The organism is Novosphingobium aquiterrae, from assembly GCF_042434435.1.
GTDB lineage: Bacteria > Pseudomonadota > Alphaproteobacteria > Sphingomonadales > Sphingomonadaceae > Novosphingobium > Novosphingobium aquiterrae.
This window is the reverse complement of the sequence record NZ_JBHLTL010000011.1, coordinates 537,313-553,355: the sequence shown is the minus strand read 5'-3', so window position 1 is coordinate 553,355 and position 16,043 is coordinate 537,313. Positions and strand designations below refer to the sequence as shown.

Annotated in this window: 11 protein-coding genes; 3 read left to right on the top strand and 8 right to left on the bottom strand. The window is 62.1% G+C overall.

The genetic code is table 11. The annotated features are described in order from the left end of the window. Positions 1–370: 370 nt before the first annotated feature. From ACFFF7_RS16125 to ACFFF7_RS16115, 3 genes are read right to left on the bottom strand one after another with little or no spacing between them, the layout of a single operon-like run. The gene (locus ACFFF7_RS16125) at positions 371–841 is read right to left on the bottom strand and encodes a hypothetical protein (RefSeq protein ID WP_379482355.1); all 471 of its coding nucleotides are present in this window, start codon (positions 839–841) and stop codon (positions 371–373) included. A gap of 11 nt (positions 842–852) precedes the next feature. After that, positions 853–1,716, bottom strand: a complete 864-nt coding sequence (locus tag ACFFF7_RS16120; RefSeq protein ID WP_379482354.1) for an ImmA/IrrE family metallo-endopeptidase — start codon at positions 1,714–1,716, stop codon at positions 853–855. A gap of 4 nt (positions 1,717–1,720) precedes the next feature. Then, positions 1,721–2,095 carry a helix-turn-helix domain-containing protein gene (locus ACFFF7_RS16115; protein ID WP_379482353.1) on the bottom strand — a complete coding sequence of 125 codons (375 nt, stop codon included), beginning with the start codon at positions 2,093–2,095 and terminating at the stop codon, positions 1,721–1,723. Between the two features lie 176 nt (positions 2,096–2,271). On the opposite strand from ACFFF7_RS16115, the gene ACFFF7_RS16110 reads away from it, so the two are divergent. From ACFFF7_RS16110 to ACFFF7_RS16100, 3 genes are read left to right on the top strand one after another with little or no spacing between them, the layout of a single operon-like run. Then, positions 2,272–2,724, top strand: coding sequence for a multiubiquitin domain-containing protein (locus ACFFF7_RS16110; RefSeq protein ID WP_379482352.1), 453 nt, complete (start codon positions 2,272–2,274; stop codon positions 2,722–2,724). Continuing rightward, on the top strand, positions 2,684–3,868 hold the full coding sequence (locus tag ACFFF7_RS16105) for a ThiF family adenylyltransferase (protein ID WP_379482351.1): 1,185 nt from the start codon (positions 2,684–2,686) through the stop codon (positions 3,866–3,868). Before ACFFF7_RS16110 ends, ACFFF7_RS16105 begins: the two co-directional genes overlap by 41 nt. A 13-nt stretch (positions 3,869–3,881) precedes the next feature. Continuing rightward, entirely contained in the window at positions 3,882–4,295 is a 414-nt protein-coding gene (locus ACFFF7_RS16100; protein WP_512700621.1) for a ubiquitination-like system serine protease family protein, read from the top strand. Positions 4,296–4,483: 188 nt separating this feature from the next. On the opposite strand, the gene ACFFF7_RS16095 is transcribed toward ACFFF7_RS16100, so the two are convergent. The 5 genes from ACFFF7_RS16095 to ACFFF7_RS16075 form a co-directional block, all read right to left on the bottom strand. Continuing rightward, positions 4,484–5,047: a phospholipase D-like domain-containing protein gene (locus tag ACFFF7_RS16095; RefSeq protein WP_379482349.1), complete on the bottom strand. Its 564-nt coding sequence runs from the start codon at positions 5,045–5,047 to the stop codon at positions 4,484–4,486. Then, complete coding sequence (locus ACFFF7_RS16090) at positions 5,044–7,266, bottom strand: DUF8724 domain-containing protein (RefSeq protein ID WP_379482348.1); 2,223 nt, start codon at positions 7,264–7,266, stop codon at positions 5,044–5,046. The genes ACFFF7_RS16095 and ACFFF7_RS16090 overlap by 4 nt, the downstream gene beginning before the upstream one ends. Further along, on the bottom strand, positions 7,259–11,605 hold the full coding sequence (locus ACFFF7_RS16085) for a DEAD/DEAH box helicase family protein (RefSeq protein ID WP_379482347.1): 4,347 nt from the start codon (positions 11,603–11,605) through the stop codon (positions 7,259–7,261). The genes ACFFF7_RS16090 and ACFFF7_RS16085 overlap by 8 nt, the downstream gene beginning before the upstream one ends. Beyond that, positions 11,602–14,154 carry a Hint domain-containing protein gene (locus ACFFF7_RS16080; protein ID WP_379482346.1) on the bottom strand — a complete coding sequence of 851 codons (2,553 nt, stop codon included), beginning with the start codon at positions 14,152–14,154 and terminating at the stop codon, positions 11,602–11,604. Before ACFFF7_RS16080 ends, ACFFF7_RS16085 begins: the two co-directional genes overlap by 4 nt. Positions 14,155–14,351: 197 nt before the next feature. Further along, the gene (locus tag ACFFF7_RS16075) at positions 14,352–15,956 is read right to left on the bottom strand and encodes an N-6 DNA methylase (protein ID WP_379482345.1); all 1,605 of its coding nucleotides are present in this window, start codon (positions 15,954–15,956) and stop codon (positions 14,352–14,354) included. Positions 15,957–16,043: the final 87 nt, after the last annotated feature.

Sequence of the window (16,043 nt, the reverse complement as noted above, 5' to 3'; positions counted from 1 at the left end):
GCTCGTTCGTCTTCGAAATCATCCATCGTCGGCGCCCCAAAAAAGGAGCGGCTATCAGCCCATCAATCCCGCACAGTGCAAGGCGGCCTACAGCCCACGGTTACGCCGCACCCTGGTCCGAGCCTGCGAGGCCAGTGTGCGACCGCTGGAAATTCCCGCACCGCATTTGCGAGGCTTAAGTCGCCGACAAAGCGGTCTTCAGCTCCGAGTGTGACGCACCCTAAAAGCGCCCGGCCAATCATGGACGTGCGAATGGCCACTTTGTTGTGGTTTTACGGCGACCATCGGATAATCTCTGGGGAGGCCGCAGTCCGCGTCTTATAGCAAGGTGAGAGATTGCCGCGTTTTGTCGCCCAAGCAGTAGCCAACATCACCGCTGTGTCCGATTCCGAACCTTGGTCTGCGCCAGTATGCGCCGGTTTATCTTGGTCTTCCAAGCGATCTGGGCCTCCGAAAGTTTTCGCTTCAATGCGGTCTGTTTGAGGAAGGCATATTCGTTTTCGCCGAAGAGGTAGCCGCTGCGCCATGCGTGTTCGATCAAATCATGGTTCGCGTTGGCCGTTATGTCCGCCGCGATCCGCTTCAGGCCATCGAATAGGTTGCCCGTGTCGATCTGGATAAAGCGGTTGATGCAAACATTGCCGACATAAGTCGCATTGCCGTTCAATCTGTTACGGATGTAACAGTGCTCTTTGATGTCTTGACCACACGGACAGTTGTCGAATTCATCGCTGATCTCGATCGCTTCAAGAGCCCACTCGGTGCGGGCGACATCAAAGACCTGCGATACCGATAGCGGCAGGATGTGAGCCTTAAGGCGCTCGAAATTGTGACCATCCATCTTCCGCCTGCCTATCGCTTTCGCTTGCTTTTCCCCGGCCAGGGTAAGATCCCATCGAGTTCTCGCAGACCTTGGCTCTCTTCCCCCCATCGCTGTCGTTGGGCAGGTGCCGGCGGTAGATCCGCGTCATCAAACCATAGAAGGGTCAAGGTTTGGTCCCACTGGTGGAGATGGCGCACGTCTTCATAGAGCGAACCATCCCGTTCCCAGTCTTCAAACCATTGATCAGGTTCTACCTCCTCGGTGCCTTTCGTAACGTCTCCGCGCCGTGCGCGATCGCTTAGCGTATCGGAGGGTATCAGACTTCCCGGTTTCACCCAGGCGCCGGCCGAGCGCAGCGAGGTTGACCGTGCGCAATATCGAACCTTGCCTTCCTCTGAGAGAACGAAAGCGCAAAGCTCTCGTGAGAACGTGGCAAAGCGCGATCCCGTCGAGATGAGCGACGCCTCAAATTCATCGGCCAACTCGCTAATTGCCGCTAACCCGATGTCGGCTGAATCCACCCTCGGTTTGAAAAGCTTGTATGGGAGAAGCAATTCAGCAGCGAAAACGTCGCAGGCGATTTCGCCGGGAGAGCGACGCGCGTAACTCCAGCTAGGCGTACTATGGTCCGCCGGAATGTCCAGTACGACATGGGCCACCTCGTGGCACACGCTGAACCTCTGGCGTCGAGAACTGTGGGCGCAGTTGACGCAAATCCGGTACTTGCCGTTGGGCAACCGGACCGACCAGGCATCTTCCTGCTCGCCAAGAGTTTCGCGACTCACCGAGCCGCCAATGTGACTGGCATACGTGTCGACAAGGACCGGCAACGCAGGCGTGCCGACTTCCGCGATGAACTTGCGGGCCTTCATGGCGGCATCCTGGTCGTTCACGGTTTTACTCCAGCATGAACTTGCGAATGCGGGCGAGCGAAGTGGCGTAGTCGGGGCGGGCGCCGCGATTCACCACGGTGGTGAGCATATGGAATTCTTGGAACGAAACGGTCGGATTGATTCGCGCGAATCCCGCTAGAGCCGGGTCGATGTTTGGCTGGCCGGCCAACAGCCGAAGAATCTCAGCGTCTCTGGCTGATGGGGTGAGAGCTTTGATCAGCTTGTCGATCACCTCGCCGGAAGGCGACTCCTTAGCGCCCGTCTCGAGCCGGTAGACGTAGGCGTGATCGACGTCGGCTCGCTGAGCAGTTTCTCGCAAGCTCCAGTCGCGATCTTCGCGCAATCCCTTCAGCCAATTCCCAAGCGCCGACTCCGGCATCCGACCTCCTTGACAAACTTCGTCCGTGCGAGCATATGTTGTCCAGACAGACAACAGCCCTGAGCATCTCGCGGCGCAGGGCAATTTTTTGGCCATCTCTGTTGTCTGACCGGACACCATACTGTCATCCGGTGAGGCAAAACGCAAGCACCGCGCAAGCGGAGAAAGGTTGAAAAATGAACAGCGATGTCGCGGCCCACCTGGTCCGCATCCACATTAACCGCGAGGTTTTCAACTCGCCTGACCCGACCACTGGAGAGGCGCTTTACGCTCTCGGCAGCGTCCCCAAGGACGAAAAGCTCTACCGGGAAGTCGAAGGAGATAAGGAAGACGAGCGCATTTTTCGCGACGAGTCCGAAGTTCGCCTGACCGCGGACGCGCATTTCTACAGCCAGGAGGCAATCGATATCCTGGTCAACGGCGACGACCACGAAATCGACACCAAGGAGATCACCTACGAGCGCGTGGTTGAACTCTACCTTGGCAGTGGTGGCAAGGCGTCGAACGAATACCTCGTCAAGTACTCGCACGGGCCGAAGGAAAATCCGACCGGCACGCTGCCCCCCGGACAGAAAGTGAAGGTGAAAGATGGCATGCGATTCCGAGTTGCCGGAACTGGTGAGTCGTAATCCTTTTTTGAAGGATCTCGATGAAACTGGTTACCTTATCGACTTTGTCGGCGGATACCTCATCGTCTACGGCTTGCCCTATCTCGATGCGAGCGGACAGCTTCAGCATGGAGATTGGGCAAGCCCGGTCGATCTCGCCGACGGTGTGATCGATCCGCCGAAAGACCATCAGGCGTGGTGGCGCGGCACGCGGCCGTGCGATCAACAGCGTCGCGAATTGCGCCTTGGCGGCGGACCGAGTCAAACGACAGTGGCGGGCGATTTTGTCACCGACCAGTCATTCTCGTTTAAGTTGCTCGACGAGCTCGGCGAGAAGCGAGGCTACAAGTCGTTCGACGAGAAAGTCGAGACCTACCTAGAGGCGATCACAGCTCCTGCGCTCGCCGCCTATCCGGATGCGACGCCGCTGGCCGCTATTGCCGTTCGAGCCGCCGAGCAAGGGTCACCACTCAAATTCCCGGATACGATGTCGGCGCGCTACCATATCAACGATCTGTCGGCGCTTCTGCGCGGCAAGAAGGTCGCCATCATCGGCTTGGGAGGCACGGGCTCCTACATTCTCGACTTCGTCGCGCGCACCCATCTGGAGTTGATCGTGCTTTTCGACGACGACAAGGTGCATGTGCACACCATCTTTCGCCTGCCCGGCTTTATTCCTGGCGCAATCGGCAAACGCAAAGTCCACGTTCTGGCGAACCATTACGGGCAATGGCATGCGGCGATCGAGCCGGTATTGGAGAGGGTAACTACGGAGAACCTCCCGCGCTTGAAGGATTTTGACTTCGTTTTCGTTTCAGTCGATGATGGCCCTTCCAGGCTTCTGATAACCGACTGGCTCAGCGCGAACGAGATACCGTTCGTCGATTGCGGCATGGGATTGAACCGGTCAGCGATCGGTCTGAGTGGATTTGTTCGTATCACCGGGACCGACCGAAAAGCATTCGATGAAAATGCTGGCACGGTTCGGCTCCCGACCGAAAACGCCAAGGACGACGAATATCGCAAAAACGCTCAGATCACGGAGCTGAATGCACTGAACGCCGCGATGGCCGTCATGTGCTTCAAGCAACATTTCGGGTTGCTTGACCGAGAAAGCGACGCAACTTCGCACATCTTTGACTCTGTGACCTTCGATATCGACTGAGAATGGTGACCAGATGAGATTTGCCTATCGGCCTGTTGACCGCATTCCGATGCTCCTCGACGCTGGCGTCGTCTATCACAGCGAGGAGTATGAAATCGGCGCGCTGCTGTGCGCCTGTGGCTGTGGGCACCGAGTGAGCCTCTTAGTGCCAGACAGTCACCGGGTTACCTCGGAAGGTGGCTTCGCCACGATATATCCATCTATTTCAGTGTGCGATGCGACCTGCAAATCACACTATGTCATTCGCGCCGGCCGCGTCGAATGGCTGCCGGCATTTTCTGACGACGTCGCCAAATCGGTGATGCGTCGTCAGATTGAGAGACACTCTGAGCGTGAGAGAAAACCACAGCCTGTCTCGTGGAGAAGCCGTCTTGCCTCTGCGGTTGCTTGGGCCTTCGACAAGCTCAAGACTATCTTGCGCCTTTGACGCCACGCCAAGATGCCCGACGAAGGTCCGCTTCGCAGGTTTTCAACCCAGGTCCGGACAGTCCCTATTGTCCATCAGTGGTGACTTACGAACCGTCCTAGTTTGTCGACTTAATGCCAAGTGCAAAAGTCGCATGCGGTTTGAACACAATTGTCTTGAACCGTGCTGCTGCCTCGGGCTTCGAGCAGTCACCAAGATTGCCACTCTGAGCGCACGGCAATTGAGGTTACCGCGTCTAACAAGACCTTCACTGCGCCGACCGCTGGGCCCTCGACGAGCATCCCGCACTCGAGGTTCGTGGACTTAGACCGCTTCAAAAGGTTTGCCGAACCAACGTAGGCGGCGATACCGTCGGCGAGCACGATCTTCGCGTGGAACGTCTCGTCTGCCAAGTCGGCGCCACCATAGTCGATGATCTGCGTCGTGCTCGCCTCGACGCGCCTGCCCGCGGCACCGCAGCTCAGGAGCTGGGAAGCGTCCCGTAACACGAGTATACGTTCAGTGGCCTCCGTTGCCTCGAAGAGCTCGCTCGCCCAGTCGGCACCCACTTTGTCGATGTAGGGTATCATAATAGTGAAGCGCTCGCGCGCGAGTCTGGCTAGGTGCGTGAACGCATCTGTCGTGCGTGTCAGAGCCACGTATTCGCTGGCGATGTCGGCAGCGAGAGCGCTGCCGAGGCGGCTGGGTTCTGGCGGCATCGTGACAACGAGCCTGGCGGTAGCCTTAGACGAGACGAGTACCTTGCCGCTCATTCTGCGAGCGACGGGTCGAAGTAGCCGACCAAATTCGGGGCGGATTTCGGCTCCCATTCGGGTCCTTTTCCACCCTTCAGCACCGCTCGGGATAGGAGCAGGTTCGACGCGATGCAGCTGACCTCGGACACCATCACGCACGCCGGGCAGGCGCCGCCGCGGGCGTCGCACAGGCTGCCCGATCCGCACCGCAGCGTGCGCGGGTCTAGCGCGCGCTTGAGGAACGCCTCCGCATAGTTGCGCCACATCGCTGAGATGTTGCCGAGGTCGGGCGTCATGCCCTTGCGGTAGATGACGAATGACAGGTCGGCGGGGAAGATATGTTCGCCGATCCCGTCGCGGTCGACGCCCGATGTGTCCGCTAGCGAGTGCATCATCTGGTGCGATAGCGTGTGGAGTAGCAGGTAGACGTATGCGGGCAACGTCCTAGGGTAGCCTCCCATTCCTTCCCTGTCCTTGAACACCTCGAGGAACGGGCCGAAGTCGTCGTATCGCTCGAGGAACGCCCGGCCGACGTGGTCGTCCGGCACGTCGACGATCTTATTCGCGGCCAGCCAGCGGAGTACCCGGCCTTCGTCCAGCTTGAAGTACAGAGCCTCGTTGAGTTGCTGCGTAACGTAAATCGGCCGCTTGTTCTCCGAGATCGGTAGGGGATCAAACGCCTTGAGCCGGACCGGCATGTCGACACTGTTACCGTTGTGCTCCCGCTTGTAGACCGGTGTCGCCGATACACGAGTGTAGCCGAAGCTGAACTCGCAGATTGGTAGCCCGCGGATCAAGACGAGACGCTCGACGCCTATGTGCCCGAGCAGCGAGCCGACGGACTCCCGATACTTGGCCTTGCGGTCCGGATCGTTAACCACATCGGTCAGAGCGACGTCGGGGTCCATCACATCGACCGCAGCGTGGACCGCTATCGCCTGTTCGATGTGCTCGTGCACGAACGCGTCATGCTGGATGGTCAACCGGATCGGGTCGTAACGGCGCGTCCAGTCCTCTCGAAGCGCAATCGCCTGAAGAACGGCCGGACTTCCCAACCTACCGCGTTCGACGACGCCGTCCGCGAACCATGCCTCTCGTTGCTCGCGCGCATTGTCGCGATGGCGGCGCGCGGCCACCCCTCGGCCGCCTTCATCGGCCTTTCGGGCCATGTCTAAGTATGTCTCATACTCGCTCCACTCGCCGGCGCGCGAAGCATCCGCCTCCACCTTCTCGCGGATCTCGTCCTCGGACGGTTCGGAGAACGGGATATCGTGAATCTTCGCCAACCGCGTTACCAGCCCGTCACGTCGCGTCGGCGTCATCAGTTCGACGACCGCGCTGTCCTCGAATACGATGAAGCTGGTCCGCTGGACGTAGAATGTAGAGTTGGCCCGGTAGGATACCGGTAACATATTGACCTCGATCCACTGGAACGTGCGGCCGCCGTCGTTCTGCTGGATCTGGAGGCGCGCAAGCACCTCTGGGTTGGCTTTCTTGAGGGGCCGGGTCTCGCCACAGCCCTCGCAGACATATCGCCATTCCGAGAACACGGGCGCGTCGTTGCGGAGCCTGAAGCGAGCGGAGCCACAGGTGCACATCCGGATCTGGCGCGTGCCGCCGGTCTGCGGGTCAAAGTTGTAGTTGAAGGGGCTGAGCGGCTCGATGTCGCCGGACCAGTGGACGTAGACGACGTCGACCTGGGTCCAGCGCGCCTCGTGCCCGTTGCACTTCCTCGGCAGCGGCTGGCGCGCCTGGTCGCCGACGCTTCCGAACTCGCGGGTCGATCCGCAGATGCCGCACCGGTAGAGAAGCGGATACGGGACGTAGCCGACCTTGTCGGGACTCGTCATCTGGAAGTCCGTCCGCTCGACCCGCGCCTCGCCGGTCTTTGAATCCCGGAACGGGGTGTCCAAGACGAGTTCGGGTAGCGCGTCGGGCAGCGCCTTGATCGCTCGGTCGCGCCAGTTGGTGACCGAATCGCGCAGGTTCTCGAAGATCAGCGCGATCGTCGTCGGCTTCAGGTCCTTGGCCTCGTTGGCTAGCGGGACAGAGCGGCAAATTCCTTTGCCGCCCTCCCACGTCATCAGCACACCAGGTGCATAGGAGCCGGCGATCTGTACGCGCGAGCGCGACATTGTCGGTGGCTCGAGCAGATCGGGCTCTGCCCGTGCCGCGCCGAAGGTCGCGGGACGCCGTGACGGGGCGTTGCGCCAGTCTTTTCCCTTAGTATCAGCCATTGCTGCCCCCGTCCGCATCCATTTCCGAGGCGCTGCCACGCTGTGTCCTGATAGCGCGCATCACCTTTGCCAGATCGCGCCGGTCGACGTCCGTCGTTCTGCCCTTCGCAAGCGGATCTCGCGCGGCTGCGACGATGTAGCCCGCCTCATCGACGTCCCGCAGAGAGGTCATCGGCGGCTTGAACGCGGGCAGGTCCTTCCAATAATCGCGCAGGCTGGAGATCGTCCCCCGGCTGGAGATGTCTCGCGCGAAATTCTCGACCTGCTTGTCAACGAGGCCGCGGTAAAATTCCTCGTAGTGCGGAGAGCCTAAACGCGCGGCACCCTTGCCCGCGAACCCACTAGCGCGGAGCATGAATCCGACGAGCGCCTTGGTGAAGGCGAGGTGGTCACGCTGCTCCATTGCCGCCAGCCGGTTGACCTGGTCCATGTGCGCGACCTCGAACTTGCGGGCGTCGTCCTTAGCTATGAAGTCGCGCGCCTCGCGCAGCATCGCCCAAGCCTGCACGTATGATGCCATCGCCCGCTTGACTGCGTTCTCTGCCCATCGCTCGACTGCGGGGGGCGCGATCATTCGTTCGAGGAAGCGGTGGAAGATGTCGTGGGTCTCGACGACGTAGCGGTCGCGGCGGTTCTGCGGCGTCGGGAGCAGCATGACGAACCCGACGTGAGTGCGGCCCACTCGGCTCGACGCTTGGATGTATTCGGCGATGTCCGACGGCAGCCCGGCGAAAAACATGCTGTTGAAGCGGTCGACGTCGACGCCGTGGCTGATTGCGGATGTCGCGACGATGTTACGCACGGTCTGGGCGACGTCGGGATAGTCGTTGCCAGCGAACGATGTCTCGGCGGCCTCCATCACCGCCTGAATATCCTTCATGTCGATCCCGCCGGAGATGAGGCGGCTATCGAACGAGGCGTGCGCCCGGCCGATGCGCCGGTGCTCGTGCTCGACCCCTGCGCTCAACGCGTCGATGATCTGATCGCCGCCCTTCTTGTTCGTGACGTAGGCGAGCGCAATGCGGTGCAGGTCGATAAGCGCCATCACCTCGTCCTCGCGCGCCTCGGCGACGGCACGGTCGATCGCAGCGCGGTGCCAATCGCCCGATCTGCCGGCGGATATTGCGTTGCGGATCGTGGCGATCGCGGCTGGGCGACGCGTGTCGTCCAGCATGCCGTCCCAGAGCGAGGTGATGATGCCGTGGAACGCCGAGAGCACGCCAACCGTGGTTACAGTATGTGTCGCGTCGTTGGTCATCAGTGAAACGTAGAGACGCATCCACGGCGCGGTCGCCTCGGGGGCCTGCGCGAACGGGAGCGACTTGGCGAGGCTCACCCGGTCGGCGTTCCATTCGGGCGGCGCTGCCGGCTCGGCAAAGAACGAATGGTAAAGGTCGGGACCCGGATAGGGAAAGCGCAGCGGGATCCGCTGGTATAGCGTCTCGAGCTGGCGCTCCGGTGCTGAGATCGTGGCGGTGGCCGCGATTATCTTCGGCATGCGCGGCGAGCCCCAGCCATCGCCAGTCCATCGGCGCGCAATTTGCAGCTCGTCACCTGCCATGTCGGCAATGTCCTCGAGCGTGGTGTCGAGCAGGGTGTCAAACAAGCCGCTGAAGGTGCCGAGACTCTCCTCCAGTAGATGGGCCTCGTCTTGGATGATCAGCGAGGGGAACGGATCGTGGAACACGCGCTTTCCATCCGAATACGCGGGGAAGACATTGGTGCATCGATCGGCTGCGGGGTCTCGCTTCAGGTCCGCCTCGCTGCGCGGATTGTCCAGGTTTCCGCTCTCGTCGATGCGGCGCGCGAGGCCGAACATGCCCAGCACCTTGCTGATCGTGCCGGTGTTTTGTCCGAGCATCGCCAGCTTGTCGACGGTGCCCAGAACGATCGACGGCGCGCGCGCGTAGATCGCGTCGTCTGTTAGCAGGAACGGCAGAGGGTGATGTCGGCCGTGCTCGCGGTTCCATTCACAGCGGTCGTTGAAGCAGACGATCGCCGCGCGGCGGCCATACTGCCCGTCACCCTCGTCGCGCCTAAGGCCGGTGGTCTCGCCGCATACAGGGCAATCCGGGATTTTGTCATAAGCATCACGCGCCTCGATGTAGCGGCGGGCGCGATCGCGTTCCTGGTCGTCGCCAGTCTCGCCGTCGAGTGCGTCGTCGTCGGGATGATTGGGATCGGCCGCCAACGGGATGTCGGCCTTGAAGTCTCGGTAGTGGTTGGGGGTGTTCTGGCTGCCGACCCAGAACCCCATCTCGAACGGCCACGCTCCGACGCCGTGCCGCTTGCGCACCAACTCGGCGCGCACGACCAGCTTGAGGAGCCGCTGGGCCTGCTGGAGCGTAAGAAGCCGCAGCGGATAGCGGATCATCGCCGTGATGCCGCGTTCCTTACCGCGCAGACGGTCGAGGAACATCGCGAACAGAAGCGTGCCGTAGAATGCCTCGGACCTGCCGCCGCCGGTTGGAAAGTAGAGGAGGCTGACGCCGTCCTCGTCCAGCAGCGCGTCATGGTGGTCGCGCCACTCGTCCATCCTAGAGGCGAACACCGGCACGTGCGCGAGTACGAACGCCATCTGGAACAAGCGCCAGCCCCGCTTATCGTCGAACGCGTCACGTAGCGCGAACGCCTCGTTGGTCATCGTCCACGCGCGCCACGGCGCAGCGCGCCGCTCAAGCGCGGCCATGTCGCCGCCGCCGCCGTTCTTCAGCGTCTCAAACGCCTTCTTCGACGCAACGAGCAGTTCGACACCAAGCTCGATGTAGCGGGCCTCGGCGCGCTGTGCTGCAATGTCCTTCCGCAATCGTGCCGTTTCGATCGCCGCGTCCTTCGGCTCCAGTCCCGCCGTAACCTTGTCCTTGAGCCGCGATTCCTGGCTGTCGATCCAAGCCACGTAGGCGCGTGGCAGGGCGAGCAGCCGTGCCGCGTCGAATGCCGGGTCCTTCAGCACGGCGAACTGGAATGGGAGGTCGAGGTTGCGCGCGACGATTCGCGGCTGCGCGAACCGAGGCGCGGAAGTCGTGCGCAGGATTACATCGTCCCCTCCGGACTGCGCGTCGACTCCGCAGTTGAGACCGATCGCCGGATAGTCGAGATGGTCGCGGAAGCGATACGAGGGTTCCACCCTGTCCAGCCTCAGCGCCCGGTGCGCAGCGGACGGCAGAGTGATAGACAGTCCGGCGTTGAAGATGGTGTTACATTGTCCGCGCGCGTCGAGCGGTGAGAGCTCGGCCGACTGGTTGTCTAGCATCACCCGCATCGAAAGCGCGGAGGAGTCGAGGAAGTCAGCCTGGCGCTCCACCTTTATGACGACACGCGACAGATCGGGAATTATTCGACTTCGGTCGATGGGGCGTGCGGCGAGTGCAGCGACGGCGCCGGCCCAATTCCCTTCCGACAGCGTGTCGTTTGGTTGAACCGTGACATCTCGCCAGGCGATGCCGGCGCCTTCGCCCACGACCCAGGCCTCGAGGTGCGACGCGATCGCGTCTCCGAGGGTGCGATTGTAGGCATCGACAATCGATTGGAGGTTCGTGTCGCTTGCGTCACAGCCGAACTCGAGGGTTGGCAAATCTAGGTCCAAACGCCTCCACTTGCCCGGGATCGGCGCCGGATCGACCAGGGTGAGGGGCAGTTCGCGCCCCTCACGAACGAGGCGGGCAATAGGCGGGATCGGCGGGATCGGCGACGTCCCGTCGTCGGGAGTGGTCGGGTCGGCGTCTGGCGTTTGGCTGGCCTGCAGGGCGACTGCGTCGGGTTCGGGCTCGCCGCTCAGCAGCTTGATGCCATGCGCAGCGTATGCCTTTCGCCGCACCTCGGCGAGTATCTGCGCCCGCGCAGCTCTGACCTTCGACCGCTTCGTCTCGTCCATCGCCTTCCAGTCGGGACGTTCGATGCCCGCAGCCTGGAGTGCCGGCGTGCGCTCGTTGCGGATGGCGTCGTCGATCTGCTGCTGGATGTTGGCCCGCAGTCTGAAGTCAAACTCGAGTTCTCCCCCGCCTGCCACGAGATCGGCCCAAGCCGGAAGCACCCTTACGTAGATCGACAGGCGCGGCGTCACCCGCATCGCAGAGGAAGTCCCGGCGTTGACCACGAGGTCGATACCGACGGCCGCGATGCGGATATCGGTCGTCTCGTCGTCGTTACCAGTGATGTCGAAACGCGGTAGCAACTGGCCGGCGAATATGCCGCGGCGCGGCGAGCTGCCGAGCAGGTTCCGCCCACGCTCGTCCGCCCCGCTAACGCGCTCGACCAAGGCGTTAACGAGTGCGTCGCAGACCGCCTCTTTCAGCTCAACGTCGATCGCCGGGAGCTCGCTGTTCGACTTTCCCTTCATGCCGTCCTGTAACTCCGAACCTCGTCAACGATCGCGACATGCTCCTCCGCCATCGCCCTCAGGGTGCGAATCTCGTCGGTTCGGTCACGGTTGCTCGCAATGGCTGCATGGGGGTCGGTAAGGATGCCCCGAAACGCATCGTGGAAGACGTTGCCATAACGGACACGGTGCGAGCGCTGCGCGACTACCGCCCAACGCCAGAAGGCGCGTGCCATCCGCTCGGAGATGCCCAGAGCGGCAGTAAAGCGCATGAACGTTTCCTCATCATGCGGCGCATGTGGCACGACGTCGTGCAGTGGCTTGTCGATCTCGCGGTCCAGGTCGATCCAGTAACGCGCAGTCTCGACGGGCACTGCAGGTTGGCCCATTGTGGCCACCAACGACCGCAGCTTGGCGATCACGGTGGGCTCGGGCATGGCGGCGAAGCGCTCGACCACGAGATGGTGATAGTCGCGAATCTCCTCGGCCGCTGTCGCTCGGATGTTCACCAAAGTGCGCGCGCGCTCCACGAAGCCGTGGCCAATCACGCAGACTTCGTCGCCCTTCTTGACCTGCGATGCTGGTCGTTCCACAAACGACGTGGTTGCAGCGCCGTCGTCGCGCAACACGATCTCGGTGCTACGGCGGGCAATGATGCGCTGACCGTTCTTGAGCTTGATCTCGACCAGGTTTCGCTCGCCGCGTCCGCCGCCGCTCAGGTCGATCACAGATCCATTGGGAAACTCGACGTCATCCGTCGGCATCTCGAACCTGACCAAGTGTCGGCCGATCTCCTCGACACGCTTGATCGCTTTCTCCGCGAATGCGCACAATCGGGCCGCGAGCGGCGCGATGTCGATCTCGTCGGCCAGCCGCTCCGCGTCGCGCGCAGCGAACGCGAGAGTGTCGGCATCGGCTAGGATCGTCACCTGCTCTGGCAGCCAGGGTTGGGTCAGCGTCGTAAGGATCGTGGTCCGCGTCGGCGCCACGACGACCACGCGCTTAAACTGGTTGTGCGACGCCGGGGGAAGATCGGCCACCGTCTTCAGCAGGCGCTCGCCGCCGAAACGGATGATCTCTGAATCGATCCGCCCGCCGAGCTTCGGGTGACTGGCTGTCAGGCGGTCGGCCGCGAACTCCGCGACCAAATCAGACCTGAAAACGAACACCGACTTCGAGCTGGACCGCAGCGCCGGCTGGATCGCCGCTTCCAGCATTGTGGTCATCGGTGTCCCTCCCTCAAGCATCCGCATGAGGTCGCGGGCGGTAGACAGAGAACCGGCTTCGGCGTCGACCTGACTGGCCAGACTGCGCGGGTCATTGAGCATCGCGAGGTCTGCCGTCACCCGGTAGACCGCGAGCAAGTCGTCGGCGGTCGCGGTCGACGTCTCTCGTTCAAGGAACCTGCTCAGCTCGCTTAGAGAGCCGGGCAGCAGCGCGGTCCGGCGGACGGTCGCGATCAGGTTGCGCACCGTCGTCGAACCCACTGCGTCGCCCTTGTCGGCGAGGTTGTTGGCAAGGTGCCGCAACGCCTCGATGTTGTGGTCGACGTCCCCGAAGAATCCATCGACGTCGATCTTGTTGCCGCCGTCGAAGGTGGTGTCTCCCGAGCCGACGGCCCGCACGATCGCGGGCACTTCCGAATAGGCGACGTGGCCGGTTGCGGGTATAGGCTTGCTGTTGCGTCCGGGTCGTCGTGTCCCGAGGATCTCGAAGCGTGCCGTGGCGTAGGTCCATGGGTCGTCGGCGATGGCGAGGATGCCCGTTCCCGGGTGAACCTCGCGGAGACACGCGACCATTTCCGACGCCTTCGACGCCCAATCCCAGCCGAGACGGTTGCGGGCTGTGCGGGTCAAGTCGAGGATCAGAAGGTCTGGGGTTCGCTTGATCGCGCGAAGATCGATGCCGAGCCGATCGCCGGTGCGGACGGTGTAGAGGAAGAACGAAGCCTTCGCCGGATCGTCGGCGTCGCCCGAGCGCCGCTGCTTGGCAATGTCGGTCTTGGTCCGAGTGCGCCAGAGCAGCATGCTGTTTGTTGATCGCTCGCCCCTGGGCGGTCCGTGGGGCACGATCTCGTCGAGTATTGGATGCTCGAATTCCGCATAGTCGCGTCCGTCGGTGGCCCGACCGGTCAGTTTGCGTACGCGTGAAAGGACCTGGTGGAAGTCCTTCGCGGCATCGTCGTCACCGTTCATGTATCGCTTGAGGTGTTCGAAGTTGACCGCCCCCAAGACGTGCCGGTCGACCTGGACCTGCCTCGCCTGCGCATGCGTGCTTCGCGCATAGGGGAATACTATCGCGCGCACTTCGTCAGACGGGCGACGCACTGTTTCGCGCGCGCGCTGCACTTCGATCTGCTCGGTCTCCGCGCTCGCAACGGCGGCGATCGCCAGCAGGCCGACGATCGCAGACGCCGAAACACGTGTGGGCGGCCAGGGCATGACAACCTGAGTCGATCCATCGGAAGCGACCTCGGCCGCTGATCGAACGAGCCTGGCGTAGGCCGGCGTAATCTCAGCAAGCCCTGGCTCACCAAGCGGATGAAACGGCTGTGCAGCGAGTGCGGCCATATAACTACCGACGTTGCGCCTGCGACCCTCAGGTTGAGCAATCGTTGGCACTGCGACTGCCGCTGCGTTGCGATCGGCGTTTGCCTTCGCCATGCGCGAGAGTAGGGCCTGCCTTTTATCGAGTGCGGCCTGACGCTGCGCCGCGCGATCCTCAAGTGCAACGCCTGGCGGGCGCTGGAATGGTCGGCCTCGTGCCATTAAGTGTCGACCGTTTCAGGCTGCGCGCAATAAGCATGAATAGCGGCAGCCTCAGCGTCGTCGGCTTCGGCCAACGCCGTTGAGAATGCAGCAGGAGACGGGAGGTCGAGCTGCCTTAGCAGCGTGACGGAGACTGCGGCAGTGCCCGAAACACGACGGTAGCGCTGGTCCACTGCGGCCGTGTTGAGCAAGCGAACGAGTAGTTCGAGCTTGTCTGGATCATCTGCAGTCAGAACGATGGTGTGGTTCTCGCTCACGAACCCGCCCCACTTCTTCTGCACTGACGGATCAATCATAGCGACGACGAGCCGGCGCGGCTGCTTGTCGTTAGTAGTCCGCTGCATGACAGCGGCCGGATCCCTTACTATTGCGGTACTATCGCAGGGGAAAGTGACGAAGTCTGCGCCGGCACCCTTCTTACCGGCTGGTCGGCAGGGCTCGCCCTGACGCACGTTTTTGGCCCAGATCAAGGGATAGCAACGTTGCCCGCGTGCCAGCTTCGGCACGAGCCGGTGCGTCTCGCGGTTCCAGACGAAGTAGCCCGCACGCGCGGTGACGCCGTAGTCGGCGATTGTCGCCCCGCCAACTAGCTTGGGGTCAATCGCCGGGAGCGGCCATGCCTCGCCAGGGTCTTCCGGGAGCCGCTGCTCCACTACCGGATCGTTCGAGGGCAGCAAGCCGACAACGGGGAAGAGCACCGGTAAATGCGCGTCGTGCACATCACCCTTACGAGCGATTAGCACGCTGATGTCTTGCGCCACGTCGATGAAAATGCCGTCCCGCCCCGCGATCGAACCAACAGCAAGGACGGTGGCCTGCGACCGGATGAAGGCGCGCATGCGGTCGTATAGGGGGCCGGCTCGGAAGCTAGAGGGGATGACTAGGGCAACGATCCCGCCGGGCTTGGCGTGCCGGAAGCACAGTTCGGCAAAAAGCGCATACTTGTTGATGTGACCGCTGTGCGCGACCTTTCGCCATGCCTTGCCGCGCACCTCGTCGATCGCGATACGGCCGTAAGGAGGGTTCGCGATCACTAGGCCGTAAGAAGCGGGGATCGGAACCCGCAGAGCGTCGCCGGTGAGGATCACCTCTCGCGGCAGCGCCGAACCCAGCCTTTCGGCGATAAGACGGCTTGAGAGCACCGCCAGGCCCTTGTCTATTTCGATACCGTTAAGCCGATATGCGACCTCCTCGGCATCCAGTCCCGTGATCGCCATCCTCCCAGCTAAAGTCGAGAGGAAGGCCGCTCCGCCAGCGGCGGGATCAAGCACATCGTCGGTTGCTAGGTTGAATCCCGCCTCAATGGCGAGGTCGATTACAGCATCTGCAACAGTTGGTGGCGTGAAATACGTTGCTTGCGAACGGCGGACCTTGGTCGGCAACATCAGTGTGTAAAGAGTGCCGATCCAATAGTGCCGTTCGTCAGCAGGCAATGCATGGAGGATTCTGCGGAAGTCGTCACAGCGAGTGTCGCCACCGATGTCGGCAAGGAGGTCGAGGCACAAATCGGCGCGCGCCTGCGGTGTCGTGGCATGCTCGACAAGCAAGCGGGCTGTCGCGCGTGCGCGAGAAAGTAGCGCCGCCTTTTTTCCCCTCTGGTTCAATCTATGCCCTCAGCACCACCGCCACCATCCCAAGGCGTTATAAGGTGACAATTATCTGAACTCCAAGTGAGTTCGTAGACACACCGC

Excerpts from the sequence above, each read along its gene's own strand:
- ACFFF7_RS16125 (WP_379482355.1), bottom strand. The coding sequence starts at position 841 with ATGGATGGTCACAATTTCGAGCGCCTTAAGGCTCACATCCTGCCGCTA.
- ACFFF7_RS16115 (WP_379482353.1), bottom strand. The coding sequence starts at position 2,095 with ATGCCGGAGTCGGCGCTTGGGAATTGGCTGAAGGGATTGCGCGAAGAT.
- ACFFF7_RS16110 (WP_379482352.1), top strand. The coding sequence starts at position 2,272 with ATGAACAGCGATGTCGCGGCCCACCTGGTCCGCATCCACATTAACCGC.
- ACFFF7_RS16105 (WP_379482351.1), top strand. The coding sequence starts at position 2,684 with ATGGCATGCGATTCCGAGTTGCCGGAACTGGTGAGTCGTAATCCTTTT.
- ACFFF7_RS16100 (WP_512700621.1), top strand. The coding sequence starts at position 3,882 with ATGAGATTTGCCTATCGGCCTGTTGACCGCATTCCGATGCTCCTCGAC.
- ACFFF7_RS16095 (WP_379482349.1), bottom strand. The coding sequence starts at position 5,047 with ATGAGCGGCAAGGTACTCGTCTCGTCTAAGGCTACCGCCAGGCTCGTT.
- ACFFF7_RS16090 (WP_379482348.1), bottom strand. The coding sequence starts at position 7,266 with ATGGCTGATACTAAGGGAAAAGACTGGCGCAACGCCCCGTCACGGCGT.
- ACFFF7_RS16085 (WP_379482347.1), bottom strand. The coding sequence starts at position 11,605 with ATGAAGGGAAAGTCGAACAGCGAGCTCCCGGCGATCGACGTTGAGCTG.
- ACFFF7_RS16080 (WP_379482346.1), bottom strand. The coding sequence starts at position 14,154 with ATGGCCGCACTCGCTGCACAGCCGTTTCATCCGCTTGGTGAGCCAGGG.